The organism is Acinetobacter sp. YH01010 (genome assembly GCF_013420775.1).
In the GTDB taxonomy this organism is placed as follows: domain Bacteria; phylum Pseudomonadota; class Gammaproteobacteria; order Pseudomonadales; family Moraxellaceae; genus Acinetobacter; species Acinetobacter amyesii.
In genome coordinates, this window is record NZ_VOYF01000008.1 from 1 (window position 1) to 17842 (window position 17842).

Below are 17842 nucleotides of genomic sequence, written 5' to 3' on the forward strand. Positions count from 1 at the left end.
AAAGTCGTTTGAATGATTTCTTCTTGGTCTACGTGCCATAAAATACTCCATATATTGATGTTTATAACATCATTTGGGGAGCAAAATATCACTTATAAGTGTTGTTCAAATTTCCTGATCCACCTCTATACTTCCGTAGAGACTTTGTTAAAAATCTTGAAATTAAACATACAGGCACTCGTTATCCGCGTTATAGCGGCCCGACTACAACAAATACCTGCCTTAAATTAACCAGACACCCTTGACCAAAAGGATTGCAAATTAAGACAATATTTGCAAGTTTTCGCATTTCCAAAAGATAAAAAATATCCAAAACACTATAAATGGGCCGTAAAACGCTCAAATCAAAACTTATTTCCAAATAATACAATGTAATTTATCTGGTCAAGAACGTAAGAACATAAAGCCCTTTGTATCCCTTCTATTTCAATCCCGGATAACACGACATATTTACGATAGGCTAAATGTTCACTCACATTGAAATAGGAAAATATTCCAATGACTACTATTAATGTTGAAAATATTAAAAATCATGCAGATGTTATTGCTTCTTGCGGTACTAAAGTCGGTGAAGTTGACCACTTGCAAGGTTCGGATCAAATTAAACTGACTAAACATGGTGACGGCCATCACCACTTAATTCCAGTTTCATGGGTTGGTGAAATTACAGACAATAAAATTGTACTGACTAAAGACTCTCAAGAAGTTAAAGATACTTGGGTTGAAGCTTAAAAGCTCAATCCTAAAAAAACCCTCTTAGTGAGGGTTTTTTTAATGTCTTCTGAGAATTGTCATTGGAGGAAGTTAGTCTTTATCTAATGTATGAGGTGTTGTTGTCTCCTCATTTTCATTACTATCTTTTTGCTGGCAACCTACCAGCCCCAATACTAGTACCACGCTTATAATTGCTAACGCTTTCATACTTAGGCCTATATATGTGTTAAAGCTCTACACTAACAAAGCATGAAGGTTACTGTGTATTGAATTAAAAATAAGAAAGCCCTCAATTGAGAGCTTTCTTAAATAGAATGAATTTAGGTGCATCTATAAATATTTAAATCCAAAAACCTATTTTGTACGCTCAATATGAATTACATCAATATCAGTAGGTTTAATACGATGAGTATCAACCTCCCCGACTACATGCACTTGATCACCCACTTTGAGTTTAAGCGGTTTCCATAAATCATCATCAACGTCTATATTGATCGCACCTGTTGAATCACTTAACTCAAAATCATCACCTGCAATATGTTTAGTGATTTTTCCTTTTAGCGTTACACCAGATTCATCTGATAATTTTTTTGCTTGGGCAATTGTTACAACATTTTTTTCAGCTTCTTTTAATAACGCTGCATCGGACTTTGCAAATGATGTATTTACACTGAATAAGGCAAAACCACCAAGTACTGCACAAAGTATTTTTTTCATACTTATGACTCCTATTAATTAATTCTGTTCTACGAACTATAAGACTTTTCAGTCTAATATATTTGGATAATTTTCATATCTTTCAAGTGTAAAATCCCCTTCAAATGAAGTGAATGGGACTACGGTTAACTATAAAACATATAAATGTAAAAGTAGAATCCTGTTAGTTTGTACTAGATTAGAAATTAAGCATTAGCATCTATTCATTAGTATTTACAGAAACTTATAAGATTTTCAAAGTTGTATATTTTTACATCAAAATGGCTTTAATAAAATCAGATGAGTATACAAATTAATTTTTATTAAAGTATTTGAAAAGCATATATTTTTGAAAATAAACAAGAAAATTCATTACTTTAATTATTCAGTGATAGGATACTTCTAACCCATAAAAGTATCATAAGCATTAAAAAATCGCCATTTCACTCACTATCTGATTTACTTCAACAACATATATATTTTGCTTTAATAGGAGAATCTTGATGAGTTTTATAATTCGAGACGAAAAACCAGAAGATATACATGATATTGCAGAATTAACCAAAGCCGCTTTTTTAAATGTAGAACACTCCAGTCATACTGAGCAATTTATTGTGAATAGCCTTCGAGAACATGACAAACTCACGATTTCCTTAGTCGCGCTTGAGAACAATACCCTCGTGGGTCATGTTGCTGTTTCGCCAGTCTCAATCTCCTCAGGTGAAATGGGCTGGTATGGTTTAGGTCCAATTTCCGTTTTGCCAAATAAACAAGGTATGGGCATCGGTACTTTACTCATGAAAGCATCACTTGAGAAACTAAAACAATTAGGAGCAAATGGCTGTGTTCTGCTAGGTGATCCGAATTATTACCATTAGTTTGGTTTTAAATCATATCCTCGTTTAAGGTTACCAAACGTACCTCAAGAATACTTTCAGGCTATCAGCTTCATCGACCATATTCCTACTGGTGAGGTTCACTATCATGAAGCCTTTAATGCAACTGAGTAAAAAATGTCTATATTTCTCCTATATTTTCATGCATAAAAGCCGCTCATTTGGGCGGCTTAGTTTTAAGGGAAATAACAAAAGGCTATATTTTCAGCATAAACATTGTGAGTAAATTCATATTTATCCACTACAATTTATTATTTTCAAATCAAAAAAATAAAATCAACTTCGAACTTTATTTTATGCATATTAGTCACTATATTAAAAATTCATAGAATAAATGAAACAACGTGAAAACTTGAAATTAACCTTTTGAAAAGAAGACGGCGCCCATAATGGAAACAAAGCATTATATTCTCAAATTGGTTGCTAGCTGTATTTGTCTAGCTTCAACATACACATCTGCATCTCCTGTACCTTCCAAGATAAATGAAGGTCAAATCGCCAATATAACAGCCCTTACACCCGGTACAATACTATCTTTACAAGTCCAAACGCCTGATCTTTTTAGTAATGCAGCAGAACGATATATCATCAGTTATCGAAGCCGAGGTGTTCATTCAGAACCGATTGTTGCTTCTGGATATGTCCTATTACCTAAGGGTAAAGCCCCTAAGGGCGGCTGGCCAGTTTTGGCTTGGGCACATGGTACAACTGGTGTAGCTGATACCTGCGCCCCTTCGGGTGATTATGCAGATGGACCCGTTCACATATACCAACAAATTGCAGCCAAAGCTTTAAACGCTTGGCTTGCTCGTGGCTATGCAGTCGTTGCGCCGGATTATCAAGGTTTAGGTACACCAGGCGGCCACCCCTATATGAATGCTCAAAGTCAGTTACACACTGTCGTTGATGCAGTCCGTGCGATGCATCAATTAAAATCAGTAAAATTGAGTAAAAACTGGTATGTCATGGGCCACAGTCAAGGCGGCGCTGCTTCCCTAACCGTAGCAGCGTTTGGACAAAAGAATGCCCCAGAACTCAATTTACGCGGCGCAATTGCATTGGCACCCGGCGGTTACCAATATGAAGGGATTGCTGAATATGTCGCAAATCAGTCTAATATTGATCCGAGCGTTGCAGCATTTTTACCTATAGTCCTGTTAGGTGCTGAAGCTGCAGAGCCTACACTTTCAGCAAAAGATTTTGTCAGCCCAGAAATGCAGAAAATCCTCAATCAAGCTCGCAATCGCTGCTTATCAGAACTACAAAATGAACTAAAAGTATCGCCAAAAACTGTTTTTAAACCCAATGTAGATTTAACGCCATTGACCCGTTATTTAAAAAAACAGTCGATCGAATTTATGACACCTCAGGTACCTTTACTGTTAGTACAAGGTGATCAAGATCAATTGGTAGATTATCGGGGTGTCCATGCTTATTACCAAAAAGTCTGCAAGGAAAATAAACCCATAGCCTTTCACCCAATTAAAAATGGTGACCATCGTGATTCACTCAAACAAAGCGAATATTTAATCGACAACTTTATTCACTCAATTGAGAATAAGACGTATTTAAATACCTGCCCAATAAACTAATACTTAAAATTTTATATCAATATTTTTGATAGAAAATTCATTATGTAATTTTATTTATTAAGTTTTTTATTCAAACATAAAGATGTTGGCTGTCAGCCTAGATCAATTTGGATTAATAAAATAAAAATACACAACTAAACAAATCAAAGAAATAGTTGAAATGAATAAATAAGTACCCGTTGTATTAAAGCTTTTTAGAAATTTAAATAAATCCATTATTTCTTCCCCCCATGAAAAAATAAATAAATTATACTCAATAATATCTAGTGGATTAAATAGCCGTTGGTCGAATAGCTAGAGCTATGGATCAAGTGATCATTAAAAAAATATGTATTACTTTTGAATCTAGACTTATCTAAAGTTTGAATCAGGCAAATACAAAAATACAGTTCCCAACTCAATGAGAACTGTATTATTAATACTACAAATTGATCGAAATTAAACAGCAAGTACTTTCACAATAATGGTTTGCATGTCTTCATTTTCTTCAGCCAAATAAACACGCTTTAACTCTTTACTTTTCACTTTGAATTGATGATTTTGATACTGAATTACAGCCGGAATTTGATCAAAATACAGGCTATCTGCGTCTAATTCTTCTTGAAAAAGTGGCGTGCCCAATTGATAGTCTAGGCTTTTTAATACTACATATTTAACAGTCGTTTTCATTGAAATAAACCTACTTTTGTTACGCTCTTTATTTTAAGTTTTAACATCGTTTTCCTTCCGAAAAAACCTTTATTTCATATTTTCGTACAGCTTCTAAGCAATCACGCTATTTTTGTGAATTCCACAACACCCACAGTACCAACTTAGACTTTTAGTGAAATTACAGGCGAGCGGAATCAATGCTAAAATTTTAAGAATACTAATGATCATTCACCATTCTACTTTGGGGTAAGCACATGCTTAAACAGTGTTGCGATGCTTTAGAACAAAAATCCATGACTATCGCATTTATCGAGAGTGCAAGCTCTGGTTATTTATGTAGCCAATTTTCAATTTATAAGAATAGTGGTGCAGATATCTTGTTAGGTGGTCTGGTCAGCTATGATCCGTCGATCAAGCGTGAAATTTTAAAAGTAGATCCTCTACTGATAGAACAATATACGGCCGAATCGGCAGAAGTGACTCAAGCGATGGCTGAGCACGGACAACAGCTTTTTTCACGTGCAAACTTTGTGGTTGCCTGCACTGGATTACTCAAATCCGGTGGCAGCGCAACTGTAGAAAAACCCGAAGGAACATTTTATATTTCAATCTTACATGACAGTCGTATTTATAATTACCACTATTTTATTTTAGGTACAGCTTTAGAACGCTTAGATCAGTTAACTGAAAATGTTGCTCACAGTGTATTAGACATCTTAAATGCAGAATAAAACATACATAATCTTCATATTTAAATATCATTTTGCATAGCATACTGTATTGAGAAATTTTTCTCATCAGGACAAGAAAATGCAGCTACGTCATTTCAATGCATTCGCAATTAGCACACTACTGTCCTGCTCTGCTTTGGCTACGGTAGGCGGCCCTCAAACCATTGAGGTTTTAGGTTTTGATAAAAAAGACCAAAAAATCTATTTAATGCGTCATTTTGAAGATGGTCGTGGTCGTTTACCACAATTATATTATTATCAATTAAATAGCCAAAAACCGACGCAATTAATTACAGTGAAGTCTTTGTATATTAATCCAAAGACAAAACGGATTGATTACGATCAAGACAGCACCCAGTTTGATAAAGAAATCGCGAAAATAAAAAAACGTTTGGTCGAATTAACACCAGTAAATAACAATAATGCTCGAATACAGGTATTAACAACCAAGAATGGCACTGCAAAATCATGGTATGACCCCACTGAAACCATTGATAAATGGACCTATCAATATCGTGTTAAAAATTCGCAGTATAAAAGCGCTGTACAAAAGGCTGAGACCTATAAAGAAGGTTTAAAAATCTCTAAAACTTATCGTGTAGTGCAAAAGCCTTTTTATTTAGTAACTGTTAAATATCTAGGGATTCCATTTGAAACAGGATATAGCGTTGAAGATCCAGTTTTATTAACCAAATAGATTGTTAAATTAAATAACAAATAATAAAAAAGCCTCTTTTGAGGCTTTTTTATTACACTTAAAATTATGCTGCAGAACGCTCTGCAATTGGCACAACTTTACGTAATTCCGGACCTGTATAGTCCGCACTTGGGCGAATAATACGATTGTCCGCACGTTGTTCCATCACATGCGCTGCCCAACCTGTTACACGGCTCATCACAAAGATTGGCGTGAATAATTTGGTTGCAATATCCATGAAATGGTATGCAGATGCATGGAAGAAGTCTGCATTACAGAACAATTTCTTCTCGCGCCACATCACTTCTTCACAGCGTACTGATACTGGATAAAGCACAGTATCACCGACGTCTTTAGCTAGGCGTTCAGACCAAATTTTGATGATGCCATTACGTGGATCATTGTCTTTATAGATCGCATGACCAAAGCCCATGATCTTTTCTTTACGCTCAAGTTTGCCGAGCATTTCACGTTCAGCTTCTTCTGGAGACGTCCAGTTTTCAATCATTTCCATCGCAGCTTCGTTCGCACCGCCATGTAATGGGCCACGTAGTGAACCAATTGCACCTGTGATGCATGAATGCATATCTGACAATGTTGATGCACATACACGCGCTGTGAATGTAGATGCGTTAAACTCATGCTCTGCATACAAAATCAGTGATACGTTCATCACTTGCTCGTGCAATTCATTTGGTTTTTCGCCACGCAGTAAATGTAGGAATTGAGCGCCGATTGAATCATCATCGGTGTTTTCTTCTACACGTACACCATCATGGCTGAAACGGTACCAGTAGCAAATGATCGCAGGTAGCGTTGCCAAAATACGGTCTGCAACATCTTGTTGTTGTTCAAACGATTGTTCAGTTTCAAGGTTGCCTAACATTGAAACGCCTGTACGCATCACATCCATTGGATGTGAGTCCGCAGGAATACGTTCTAATACTTCTTTCAACGCTTGTGGCAATTGACGCAATGATTTGAGTTTAGCTTTGTATGCTGCTAATTGTTCTGTTGTTGGCAATTCACCAAAGAAAATCAGGTACGCAACTTCTTCAAACTGACAGTTTTCTGCCAAGTCTTGAACGTCATAACCACGATAGGTTAAGCCCGCACCGCTTTTGCCTACAGTTGAAAGTGCAGTTTTACCCGCTACTTGTCCGCGCAGTCCTGCGCCCGTGAGTACTTTTCCTTCAGCCATTTTTTATTTTCCTTCAGTGAACAATTTATCTAAGGTATTTTCAAAAGTGTGATAATCGAGGAATTGATAGAGTTCTTTTCGTTGTTGCATTTTATCCAGTACATTGACTTGTGTACCGTCATTGCGGATTGCATGCATCACTTCGAGTGCCGCTTTTTGCATTGCACGTGTCGGAGACAATGGATAAAGCACCATTGAAATGCCTTGCTCGCCTAATTCTTCTTTGGTGTAGTAAGGGGTATCACCAAACTCTGTGATATTTGCCAATACTGGTACACCCACAGCATCGCAGACTGTTTTGTACATGGTGATGTCTGTCATTGCTTCAGCAAAGATCGCATCTGCTCCTGCTTCTACACATGCACATGCGCGGTCGATCACTGCCTGCAAACCTTCTTTTTGTAATGCATCTGTACGTGCCATCACCACAAAATTTGAATCGGTTTTTGCATCGACTGCCGCTTTAATACGGTCAACCATTTCTTGTTGTGACACAATTTCTTTGTTTGGACGGTGACCACAACGTTTTTGTGCCACTTGGTCTTCGATATGCACCGCTGCTGCACCCGCAGCAATCATTTGTTTCACAGTACGAGCAATGTTAAATGCACCGCCCCAACCTGTATCGATATCGACAAGTAATGGCGTGTCTACACGTTCGGTAATACGACGAACATCTTCCAAAACATTGTCTAAACTGGTCATGCCTAAGTCAGGTAAACCATATGAATAGTTCGCAACACCTGCACCAGATAAATATATCGCTTTATAGCCGACTTCTTTCGCCATCATAGCTGCATAGGCATTTACGGTACCAATGATTTGTAACGGCTTTTCTACTTCTAATGCTTGTCTAAATCTTAAGCCTGCAGACGTTTGTTGTGTCATATTCCTTTCCACGGCATTTACTTTAATTTTCGAAGTTTGAGTATATCCATATTTTTTCCTAACTCTATGGCTTTGTAGAATATTAACTCTAAAACTTTAGTCAAATATTTCACTTGTCACCTATCTGTTGTTATTCTTTAGTCAAAGATCTCTAATTTATAAGCAAAGCAGAAAAGTACTAATTTTTTTGCTATAATTATCGTCAAATCAGCTCTTTTTTTGTTAAAAATTATCACTTTATGCAAGATTTAATACACATTGAACCTCTAACGCATGACCAGCCACAAACGCGGCGCGGACATGAACGATGTGTTGCGCTTTTAGAAAGTGCTACGGAGCTTTTTTTAAAACGTGGTTTTGATGCAGTTTCATTAGATGACATCGTGAATCATGCAGGTGGTTCAAAAGCGTCAATCTATAAATATTTTGGTAATAAAGACGGATTATTTAAGGCCATTTGTGACTATCGTCGCTGCTTATTTTTCAAAGATATTTGCCTACCATTTACGGTGAGCCCTGACACCGATATTCGTGCTTATCTCATCAATACTTTAAGTGACTTTCATCAGCATATTGTGATGCCTGAAAATGCTGCATTTATGCGGCTAGTCTTAGAACAAACAGGACGTAATCCTGAAATAGCACGTTATATTCATGAGCAAGGTCCGAAACAAATTCAGAACACCGTTGCAGAAATTTTGTATCAAGCACATCAACACGGTTTGCTGTATTGTGAAAACCCGTTGTTTTCGGCTCAATTTTATTTTGGAATTTTGCGTAATTTAGAATGGCGCGTTCTCATGGGCATCACCATTGATGAAAATGATCAAGAAACCATCAATTACATCAGTTATTGCGTCGATCGTTTCCTAGACGGTCACCAAAAGCGCTAGATTTTTTGCAATTTACCTCTCTTATAGTATATTAATCGATTCCTTTTTCTCTAACCAACCAACAACTAATTGTTGTTTTGTTTTTTGATTCAGCAATTATTGTGGAGTAACAATGGCTCTACGTCACTTTCTAACTTTACGCGATTTATCGACTTTAGAACTTAATCAAATTGTACAGCGCGGTATCGAACTCAAGCGCAAACAGCATAACAATGAAGTTTTCCAACCTTTCGTTGGTAAAGTCATGGGCATGATTTTTGAGAAATCGAGCACCCGTACACGTGTATCGTTTGAAGCAGGAATGAGCCAATTTGGTGGTAGCGCAATTTTCCTTTCATCTCGCGACTCTCAATTAGGTCGTGGCGAGCCAGTGGAAGATTCTGCACGCGTGATTTCAAGCATGCTTGATATTGTGATGATTCGTACTTTTGGTCATGACATTGTTGAACGTTTTGCTTCTTATTCAAAAGTTCCTGTCATCAACGCCTTAACAGATGATCACCACCCTTGCCAATTACTTGCCGATGTTCAAACATTTGTTGAACACCGTGGTTCTATTGAAGGTAAAACGGTTGCTTGGATTGGTGATGGCAACAATATGTGTAACTCATATATTGAAGCGGCTCATATGTGGGGCTTTAAATTAAAAATCGCTACACCTAAGGGCTATGAACCTAAAGCAGAATTTTTATCTGAATTTGCACACTGTGTTGAACTTGTTGATTCTGCAGAAGATGCTGCAGTTAATGCAGATTTAATCGTGACAGATGTTTGGGCAAGTATGGGCCAAGAAGAAGAACAAAAAATTCGTGAAAAAGCGTTTGCAGATTATCAAGTGAATGAACGCCTGATGGATCTTGCTCACGCTGACTGCCTATTTATGCACTGCTTACCTGCGCATCGTGGCGAAGAAATTTCTGAAAATATGCTTGATCACAAAAATGCCGTGGTTTGGGATGAAGCTGAAAATCGCTTACATGCACAAAAAGCACTTGTTGAATTTTTAATTAACGAAAATCTTAAAAAAGACTAAGGTTTTACTTAGATAAATGAAGCACCTTAGGGTGCTTTTTTTGTTTTTGCGTGCTTTAATAAAACCATAACTTTTATAAGTGATTTAAAATATGCACATTCAAAAACGCTTTTTAATTTTAGTCTCTTTGGGCCTAAGCACCGTTACATTTGCAGCATCTCCAACTGAGTTAGATCAATACCTCGTAAAAAAAGGAATTTTGGATGCTTCATATCAAATTAAAAATAAGACAGCATTAGATGAAATACTTTCTGCCATAAGTGACGAAGACTCTCGTACTCTTCCTTATCAAGTTGACCAAAATATGTTGATGGAAAAAATGGAAGTTTCAGCAGATAAAATAGAGATCGAAGGAATTATCACCACACCTGACTTTACACAATTTGCAGAATCGGTGGGTCAACAGCAAGTCAAACAACTGATCAAAAAGAATTCTCTACAAAATTGTGAATTGTTATTTGAGCATCAATTTCAACGTGTAAATCCATATATATTAGAAATGGATTTATCTTCACCTCAACAGAAATACGAAATAAAAATCCACAATGCTGAATGTAAATTTAAATAAACATCTGATTTCTTATAGCTCTTGGTTTAACTTCTGCAATGTTTTTTAACTTAACGAATTAAACCTTGAGGCTGTAATGCAATCACAGCTGCACCCACTAATACAATGATGCCACCTAGCATATCCCATCGCGTTAGAGTTACGTGATCTACAAAACGCAACCACAGTAACGCAGAAAAAATGTAGATTCCGCCATAGGCTGCATAGATACGACCCGAAGCTGCTGGATGCAACGTCAATAACCAAACAAATGCAGCCAATGCAAGCGCTGTTGGAATCCATAACCACTGCGTTTTTTGCTGATTTAAAATCAAATATGGGAAGTAACAACCTAAAATTTCCATCAGTGCTGTTAGTGCAAATAAACCAAATGTGGTCAGCACTTTTGTAAATGATATATCCATCATTGAAAAATCCAAATCTAGCGTCGAATAAATATAAAAAACCCGTGCAAGCACGGGTTTTCGTTAAATAAATTACTTAAGCAGGTTCAGCGGTTTGGTCTTCAAACACTTCGAGTTTTAAGCCCACAGCTTTGCCATTTTCTTTCTTCACTGAAACAGCAACATTGCCGCCATGTTCCGCAAGCTCACCAAACAAAATCATTTCAGCAAGCGGTTTTTTCAAATGCTCTTGGATTAAACGCTGCATTGGACGAGCGCCCATCAAGCGATCATATCCTTGCTCAGCCATCCATTCACGTGCATCTTGATCAACTTCAAGAACTACTTTCTTATCATCTAACTGTGCCTGAAGCTCTGTTAAGAACTTATCAACCACACTTTCAATGATCGTAGTTGGTAATGCTTTAAATTGAATAACTCCATCTAAACGGTTACGGAACTCCGGAGAGAAGGCTTTTTTCATCGCGTCTTGGTTATCATTACTGTTATCTTGATCCATGAAACCAATGCTCACACGTGAAATTGATTCTGCACCAATATTAGTCGTCAGCACTAACACGACGTTACGGAAGTCAGACTTACGACCGTTATTATCCGTTAATGAACCATGATCCATAATTTGAAGTAACAAATTAAAGACATCTGGATGTGCTTTCTCAATTTCGTCTAGTAATAGCACGCAATGCGGATTTTTATGAATCGCGTCGGTCAGCAAACCTCCTTGATCAAAACCCACATAACCCGGAGGCGCACCAATTAAACGAGATACTGCATGACGCTCCATGTATTCCGACATATCAAAACGTACAAGCTCGACGCCTAATAATTTCGCCAATTGCTTAGTGACTTCAGTTTTACCCACACCTGTAGGACCCGCAAAGACAAAATTACCCACTGGCTTATCTGGGGCTTTAAGACCCGCACGAGATAATTTAATCGCAGATGCAAGCGCTTCAATCGCTTCATCCTGACCAAACACCACACGTTTCAGATCACGCTCAAGATTTTCAAGGACGCTCTTGTCATCTTTAGACACAGTTTTCGGTGGAATACGAGCAATTTTCGAAACGATATCTTCAATGTTTTCAACTGAAATGACCGTATCATCTTGCTCAGCTTTTAAACGACGCTGCGCACCAGCTTCATCAATCACATCAATGGCTTTATCAGGTAAGAAACGATCATTGATAAATTTCGCTGATAGTTCAACCGCAGAAACCAACGCTTGATCTTCGTATTTCACATGATGGAATTCTTCAAATTTACCTTTTAAGCCACGCAGAATATCAATCGTTTCTGAAATAGATGGTTCATTGACATCAATTTTTTGGAAACGACGAGATAATGCATGATCTTTTTCAAAAACTTGACGGTATTCTTGGAAAGTCGTTGAACCGATACAACGTAAAGTACCATTCGCCAAAGCTGGTTTGATGAGGTTCGATGCATCCATCGTGCTGCCCATACTTGAGCCTGCACCGATGATCATATGAATTTCATCAATAAATAAAATAGCTTCGGGCTTTTTCTTCAATGCATTTAACAGTTGTTTTAAACGCTTTTCAAAATCACCACGGTATTTAGTTCCTGCAACTAAAGCACCAATGTCTAAACTAAATATTTCTGCATTTTCAAGCGGTTTAGGAGCTTTGCCATTTACAATGAGCCAAGCCAAACCTTCAGCAATCGAAGTTTTACCTACACCCGGATCACCCACCAAAAGTGGGTTATTTTTACGGCGACGGCATAGAATTTGAGCTGTACGTTCAATCTCTTTTTCACGACCAATCAGTGGATCTGTTTTGCCTTTTTGAGCTTCAACATTGAGATTAGTCGTATAAAGCTCTAATGGGCCAGAATTTGAAGACGTAGCACTTTCACCATCGAGCTCTTCAATTTCTTCTTCGGCTTGGACTTCATCTTTACGTGTGCCATGTGACAAATACTGCGTTAATGTCAAACGGTTGATTTGATGGCGTTTAAGTAAATACACCGCAAATGAATCACGCTCTGAATACATCGCAACTAAAATGTCTGCACCTTCTACTGTGCGGTCATTACCACTCGATTGCACATGGAAAATTGCACGTTGCAAAATGCGATCAAAACTTTCTGTAGGATGTGGTGCTTGATCGCTATTTTCGCCAAGCTTTGGGGTATGTTGTTCTACGTATTCTTCAAGTTCTTTGCGAAGCACAATAATGTCTGCACCACATGCTTTCAATGCATTAACAGCGGAATCATTATCCAGTAAAGCCAATAATAAATGTTCTACCGTCAAAAATTCATGTCTCTTTTGACGAGCCATGCTGACAGCCAAACGTAGTGATACTTCTAATTGACGACTGAGCATGTAATCCCCTTATTAATCTTTTGGCTCAATCTGACAAAGTAATGGATGACTTTGCGACCGAGCGTAATTATTGACCTGATTTGCTTTAGTCTCTGCGATGTCTCGCGGATAAACCCCTGCAACACCCTTTCCTTCATAATGTACAGTTAGCATTACTTGAGTGGCTTGGTCAAGATTCAAAGCAAAGTATTGTTGTAAAATTTCAATTACAAAGTCCATTGGGGTGTAATCATCGTTCATTAAAACGACAGCATACATAGGAGGACGCTTTAACTCAGGTGGCGCAGTCAATACTTGAATGTCTGAATCACCATCATCCTGCGTACCTTGGCTGAGAGTCGGGTTTAGATGCCAGTCCACTAAACCAGATTGGTAAAATGAATTTTTAATGTCAGATAAACACGTTTGACGCTTATTGGTTCGCATAGGATTTAGGTTTCACACTTAGTTTGCACTTGCTTCAGTTTGAGGAATTTCTGAAAGGAAGGCAGATTGATTTTCAACAGGCTGACCTTTCGACCAGCTAAAACGGCGAATAACGGGTTTAGAACCGCTTAAACGCACTTCAATAAAGTCTGGACTAAAGCCTTTTGGCATGGTCCAACGTCCAGTGAGTCGCTCACTTTCGCTAAAGTTAAAGTTTTTGTCTTCTAAAGGCACTGCAAGTACTTCTGTACCCTTAATTAGACGCAGCTCAACACTTCCAGACACATTACTTTTTGACGGACTTACTTGAACGAGATCAAGTTGGTATTCATACGCATTTTCAGGTAAAGGTTTAATCGCTAAATGTTGTACTGCAAGAGGCATACCACCACGTTGGCGCAATACTTCACGATACAAAACACTCAAATTACCAGTTAATTCTTGATCATCACGTGCTTTTTTAACAGCCAAATATAAATCATTTGAATTACTTACAGCGACATCACGCTCTTGGATTGCCGCATTCAAACTTTTATTTAGGCCTGCTAATTCAGTTTTTTGCTTTTGCACCACATCAACAAGTTGCTCTGCATCTGCATCATAACCGACCACAGTTAAGCCCTGACGATGACCGATACTATATCCGAGCAAACCGCTGCTCAATGCAAGTACAACTGCACCAATCGCCAGTGGCATATTCGTCTTCATAAAAGGCGTTTTTTCACTGTTTTCAGATTCTGACTTGAAATTAGATTCTGTATTCGACATCGTCATCTCTTATTTTTAATTCACTCAAGGCACACATTAAAATCCAGTTTTAAATGTGTGTGAAGTTTTAAATCGTTTCTTATGGTAATAAACCAATGCCTTGAAGTCCTGCATTTTCAGCAAAACTAAACATCAAGTTCATATTTTGTACGGCTTGGCCTGCAGCACCTTTCACCAAGTTGTCTTGAGCCACCAAAATCACCAATTTTTTCGGTTGAGGTTTGCAAATCGCAATACGTAATTGGTTCGCACCACGCACAGTACGTGTTTCAGGTGAGCTACCTGCAGGCATAACATCTACAAACTGCTCATTGGCATAGAACTGTTCATATATGCTTTGTAAATCCGCAGAAGCACCTGCGTCTGTCAAATCAATATAGATAGTGCTGAGCATGCCACGAATCATCGGTACTAAATGCGGTACGAATAAAATTTCATTAAACACACCTTTTTGACCTGAAATATTTTCTAAGGCTTCTACAATTTCAGGATGATGACGGTGACCCGCTACACCATAAGCTTTAAAGTTATCTGCATTTTCAGAATAGATCATACCCAGGCTGGCTTTACGACCTGCACCAGACACACCTGATTTTGCATCAATAATAATGCTTTCAGGTTTCACTAATCCTTCAGCTTTTAATACTGGCGCTAAACCGAGCTGAACAGTTGTTGGGTAACAACCTGGGTTACCAATCACTGAAGCCTTTTGAATTTTTTCACGGTTTAATTCAGACAAACCGTAAACTGAATCTTTTAATAATTCTGGGCAAGCATGGTCGAGGCCATACCATTTCTCAAATTGAGCTAAGTCTTGCAAGCGGAAGTCAGCAGCAAGGTCAATCACTTTAGTATTTGCAGCAACTAACTCTTCTGCGTGTTTCATTGCAACACCGTGCGGCGTCGCAAAGAATACAACGTCACATTGTTTTAGTTCTTCAATATTTAGATCTGAATAGCAAAGGTCTGTATGTGCACGCAAGCTTGGGAACATATCATCCACACGGCGGCCATTTTCAGTACGCGAAGTTAAAACTTTCACTTCTGCATTTGGGTGTCGCAGTAAAATACGCAGTAATTCAACACCTGTGTAACCTGTACCGCCGACAATACCTACTGAAATCACGCTCTTTACCTCTATTCAAAGTATCCATTTGATGACTGCGTAGTATGACAGGAAGTTACGGTTTTCTGAACTGTTTTGACATATAAAGCTTCACTTTATAATGTTAGCTTATCTTCTGAATCCTATTAAGTCAGATCATGCATATAAATCCTGATCATTACCTATCCACAGCTCAAGGTCGTGTCTTCACTAAAGAAAGAAATATTCCAGCATGACAATGCTGTTTTGACGCTTTTAAGCATGAATTAAAAACTAACCCAAAGGTTAAAATCATTTATATATTGATCGGATGCCAAGGGGCTGGGAAATCAACTTGGGCCAAAAACCAAATATCCCGCGAACCTGAAAATATTATTTTTGATGCTATTTTAGTAAAGCAATCTGAACGTCTACCGATAATTGAGCAAGCTAAATAATTGGGTAAAAAATGCGTTGCTGTATGGTTTCAAATCCCGCTCGAAGTATGCATAAAAAGAAACGCTCAACGCCCTTCAGATGAAATAGTCGATCTGATGGCATTAACCAATGTTTATTACGCATTAGAACCGCCTACATACCAAGAAGGATTTGATTTAATTGAAATAATATATTAAGAAATGCTTTAGTGTTTACAACTTAGTGCCTTTAATTCAGAGCACCCACCACCAAGGCATTGCCGTCATTTTTAGTATTTTTCGATGCTGCTGAAAATTTATATCATGCTTTTGCACTTCAGCCCAAAAGTTTGGGCTATGGTCAAAGTGCTTGGTATGCGCTAACTCATGTACAGCCACATATCGTACAACTTGCTCTGGAAACAGCACCAATGCGCTATTCAGCATAATATCATGGCGCGCTGAACAGCTTCCCCAGCGCGTTTTGGGCTGACGAATTGAGCAATCACCATATTTCAAGCCTGTTTCACTGCTCACTTGCTTTAAATAAATTGGTAAATACTCTTTGGCATAAGCAATCACAAAGCTTTTTAAATATTGCTCAGGCTGTCGATCACTGATGAATAGTTGATGGCTTTCGTCATCCAAGATAAATGAATGTTTTTGCGTTTGATAAACAACCATTAACGGTTGTTCTAAATTAAATAACTTTAATTTTATTGGCAGACTTCGATCCTGCAGCCCTGCTTTTTCCTGCTGCTTCTGCCATGTCTCAATCATCCATTGTTCTGATTGTTTCAGAAAATCTTGCACTTGGCGCTGTGTACAAAATTGCGGCACTGTTAATTTAATTTGAGTTGGTTCTACTCGCAATCTTAAGCGTGTGGCACGTAATTTTCGGGTGATTTGAATTTCAGGGAGGTTGGGAGTCATTTATTCTTTTTAAAAGCTTATTAATAATGCATAAAATTTAACTTTAAGCAGTTTTCAAAAGTATATTGAGGGTTCCTTCTCCCTCTGGGAGAAGGTTAGGATGAGGGGGACATTTAAATTGACCTCTCCCTAACCCTCTCCTCAAAGGAGAGGGAACTTCCATTAGAAATTTAAATATAAATCGAAACTCTATTTACATTTAAATTTTCTATAGATTAAACCGCTGTACGCTCTTCAATACCGTTATCAGTGGCTACAACCGCAATATCCGCCTTGTTTAGAGCAAAGATACCGTTACACACTACACCCGGAATATTGTTTAAAGTTTTTTCAAGTTCCAATGCATTTAGGATATTTAAGTTGTGTACGTCTAAAATTACATTACCGTTATCTGTTACTACGCCTTCACGGTACACAGGATCGCCGCCTAAAGAAACGATTTTACGTGCCACAGCAGAACGTGCCATTGGAATCACTTCTACAGGAAGCGGAAATTCACGTGCCAACTGATCAACCCATTTAGAATCATCTACGATACAAACGAATTTTTTCGCAATAGACGCCACGATTTTTTCTCGAGTCAACGCAGCGCCGCCGCCTTTAATCATGTGCATATGACGGTCGATTTCATCTGCGCCATCCACATAGGCATCTAAACCACCAACATGGTTCATATCAACCACTTCAATGCCTAATTTTTTCAAACGTTGTGCAGTTGCTTCAGAACTGGCAACCGCAGCTTCGAGTTGAAGCTCTGGCAATAATTCGATGAGGAAGTTCACAGTACTTCCTGTACCAACACCCAAAATACCGCCCTTTGGCAAATGCTTTAATGCAGCTTTTGCGGCAGCTTGTTTCTTTTCATCTTGGGTAGCATACAGACTCATAACTTGGCTCA

At 38.1% G+C, this 17842-nt stretch carries 18 protein-coding genes and 1 pseudogene; 8 read left to right on the forward strand and 11 right to left on the reverse strand.

Features of this window, described 5'->3' with window-relative positions:
• Positions 1–498: 498 nt before the first annotated feature.
• On the forward strand, positions 499–732 hold the full coding sequence (locus FTT77_RS08655; RefSeq protein ID WP_180090177.1) for a DUF2171 domain-containing protein: 234 nt from the start codon (positions 499–501) through the stop codon (positions 730–732).
• Positions 733–1068: 336 nt separating this feature from the next.
• Here the strand turns inward: FTT77_RS08655 and FTT77_RS08660 are convergent, their stop codons facing one another.
• Positions 1069–1431 (reverse strand): NirD/YgiW/YdeI family stress tolerance protein, encoded by a 363-nt coding sequence (locus FTT77_RS08660; RefSeq protein WP_180109205.1) that lies wholly within the window; start codon positions 1429–1431, stop codon positions 1069–1071.
• 482 nt (positions 1432–1913) lie between these two features.
• Between FTT77_RS08660 and FTT77_RS08665 the strand changes: the two are divergent.
• A pseudogene (locus tag FTT77_RS08665) lies at positions 1914–2420 on the forward strand (GNAT family N-acetyltransferase).
• 272 nt (positions 2421–2692) lie between these two features.
• Entirely contained in the window at positions 2693–3898 is a 1206-nt protein-coding gene (locus tag FTT77_RS08670) for an alpha/beta fold hydrolase (protein WP_180109210.1), read from the forward strand.
• A 438-nt stretch (positions 3899–4336) separates the two neighbouring features.
• Here FTT77_RS08670 and FTT77_RS08675 read toward each other — a convergent pair whose 3' ends face one another.
• Complete coding sequence (locus tag FTT77_RS08675) at positions 4337–4567, reverse strand: hypothetical protein (protein ID WP_078190858.1); 231 nt, start codon at positions 4565–4567, stop codon at positions 4337–4339.
• 236 nt (positions 4568–4803) lie between these two features.
• Here FTT77_RS08675 and FTT77_RS08680 point away from each other — a divergent pair, with 236 nt between their 5' ends.
• Positions 4804–5280, forward strand: coding sequence for a CinA family protein (locus FTT77_RS08680; RefSeq protein ID WP_180007802.1), 477 nt, complete (start codon positions 4804–4806; stop codon positions 5278–5280).
• 79 nt (positions 5281–5359) lie between these two features.
• Entirely contained in the window at positions 5360–5977 is a 618-nt protein-coding gene (locus FTT77_RS08685; protein WP_180007803.1) for an aminotransferase, read from the forward strand.
• A gap of 64 nt (positions 5978–6041) precedes the next feature.
• On the opposite strand, the gene prpC is transcribed toward FTT77_RS08685, so the two are convergent.
• The gene (gene prpC, locus FTT77_RS08690; protein ID WP_180007804.1) at positions 6042–7178 is read right to left on the reverse strand and encodes a 2-methylcitrate synthase; all 1137 of its coding nucleotides are present in this window, start codon (positions 7176–7178) and stop codon (positions 6042–6044) included.
• A 3-nt stretch (positions 7179–7181) separates the two neighbouring features.
• On the reverse strand, positions 7182–8066 hold the full coding sequence (gene prpB, locus FTT77_RS08695; RefSeq protein ID WP_078188636.1) for a methylisocitrate lyase: 885 nt from the start codon (positions 8064–8066) through the stop codon (positions 7182–7184).
• A 239-nt stretch (positions 8067–8305) separates the two neighbouring features.
• On the opposite strand from prpB, the gene FTT77_RS08700 reads away from it, so the two are divergent.
• From FTT77_RS08700 to FTT77_RS08710, 3 genes are all read left to right on the forward strand, one after another.
• Positions 8306–8959, forward strand: a complete 654-nt coding sequence (locus tag FTT77_RS08700; protein ID WP_111883702.1) for a TetR/AcrR family transcriptional regulator — start codon at positions 8306–8308, stop codon at positions 8957–8959.
• 112 nt (positions 8960–9071) lie between these two features.
• Positions 9072–9992, forward strand: a complete 921-nt coding sequence (gene argF / locus FTT77_RS08705) for an ornithine carbamoyltransferase (protein WP_180109204.1) — start codon at positions 9072–9074, stop codon at positions 9990–9992.
• Between the two features lie 91 nt (positions 9993–10083).
• The gene (locus tag FTT77_RS08710; protein WP_180109203.1) at positions 10084–10560 is read left to right on the forward strand and encodes a hypothetical protein; all 477 of its coding nucleotides are present in this window, start codon (positions 10084–10086) and stop codon (positions 10558–10560) included.
• A gap of 50 nt (positions 10561–10610) precedes the next feature.
• Here FTT77_RS08710 and FTT77_RS08715 read toward each other — a convergent pair whose 3' ends face one another.
• The 7 genes from FTT77_RS08715 to rpiA form a co-directional block, all read right to left on the reverse strand.
• Entirely contained in the window at positions 10611–10964 is a 354-nt protein-coding gene (locus tag FTT77_RS08715; RefSeq protein WP_180109209.1) for a YnfA family protein, read from the reverse strand.
• Positions 10965–11040: 76 nt separating this feature from the next.
• On the reverse strand, positions 11041–13317 hold the full coding sequence (clpA, locus tag FTT77_RS08720) for an ATP-dependent Clp protease ATP-binding subunit ClpA (protein ID WP_180109202.1): 2277 nt from the start codon (positions 13315–13317) through the stop codon (positions 11041–11043).
• A 12-nt stretch (positions 13318–13329) separates the two neighbouring features.
• Entirely contained in the window at positions 13330–13743 is a 414-nt protein-coding gene (gene clpS / locus FTT77_RS08725; RefSeq protein WP_078188641.1) for an ATP-dependent Clp protease adapter ClpS, read from the reverse strand.
• Between the two features lie 18 nt (positions 13744–13761).
• Positions 13762–14511 carry a hypothetical protein gene (locus tag FTT77_RS08730; RefSeq protein WP_180054369.1) on the reverse strand — a complete coding sequence of 250 codons (750 nt, stop codon included), beginning with the start codon at positions 14509–14511 and terminating at the stop codon, positions 13762–13764.
• Positions 14512–14590: 79 nt separating this feature from the next.
• The gene (gene argC / locus FTT77_RS08735; RefSeq protein ID WP_180007810.1) at positions 14591–15637 is read right to left on the reverse strand and encodes an N-acetyl-gamma-glutamyl-phosphate reductase; all 1047 of its coding nucleotides are present in this window, start codon (positions 15635–15637) and stop codon (positions 14591–14593) included.
• A 629-nt stretch (positions 15638–16266) separates the two neighbouring features.
• The gene (locus FTT77_RS08740; protein ID WP_180007811.1) at positions 16267–16944 is read right to left on the reverse strand and encodes a SprT family zinc-dependent metalloprotease; all 678 of its coding nucleotides are present in this window, start codon (positions 16942–16944) and stop codon (positions 16267–16269) included.
• A gap of 215 nt (positions 16945–17159) precedes the next feature.
• A complete protein-coding gene (rpiA, locus tag FTT77_RS08745) occupies positions 17160–17831 on the reverse strand; it encodes a ribose-5-phosphate isomerase RpiA (RefSeq protein ID WP_180004663.1) in 672 nt (223 codons plus the stop codon).
• Between the last annotated feature and the right edge of the window lie 11 nt (positions 17832–17842).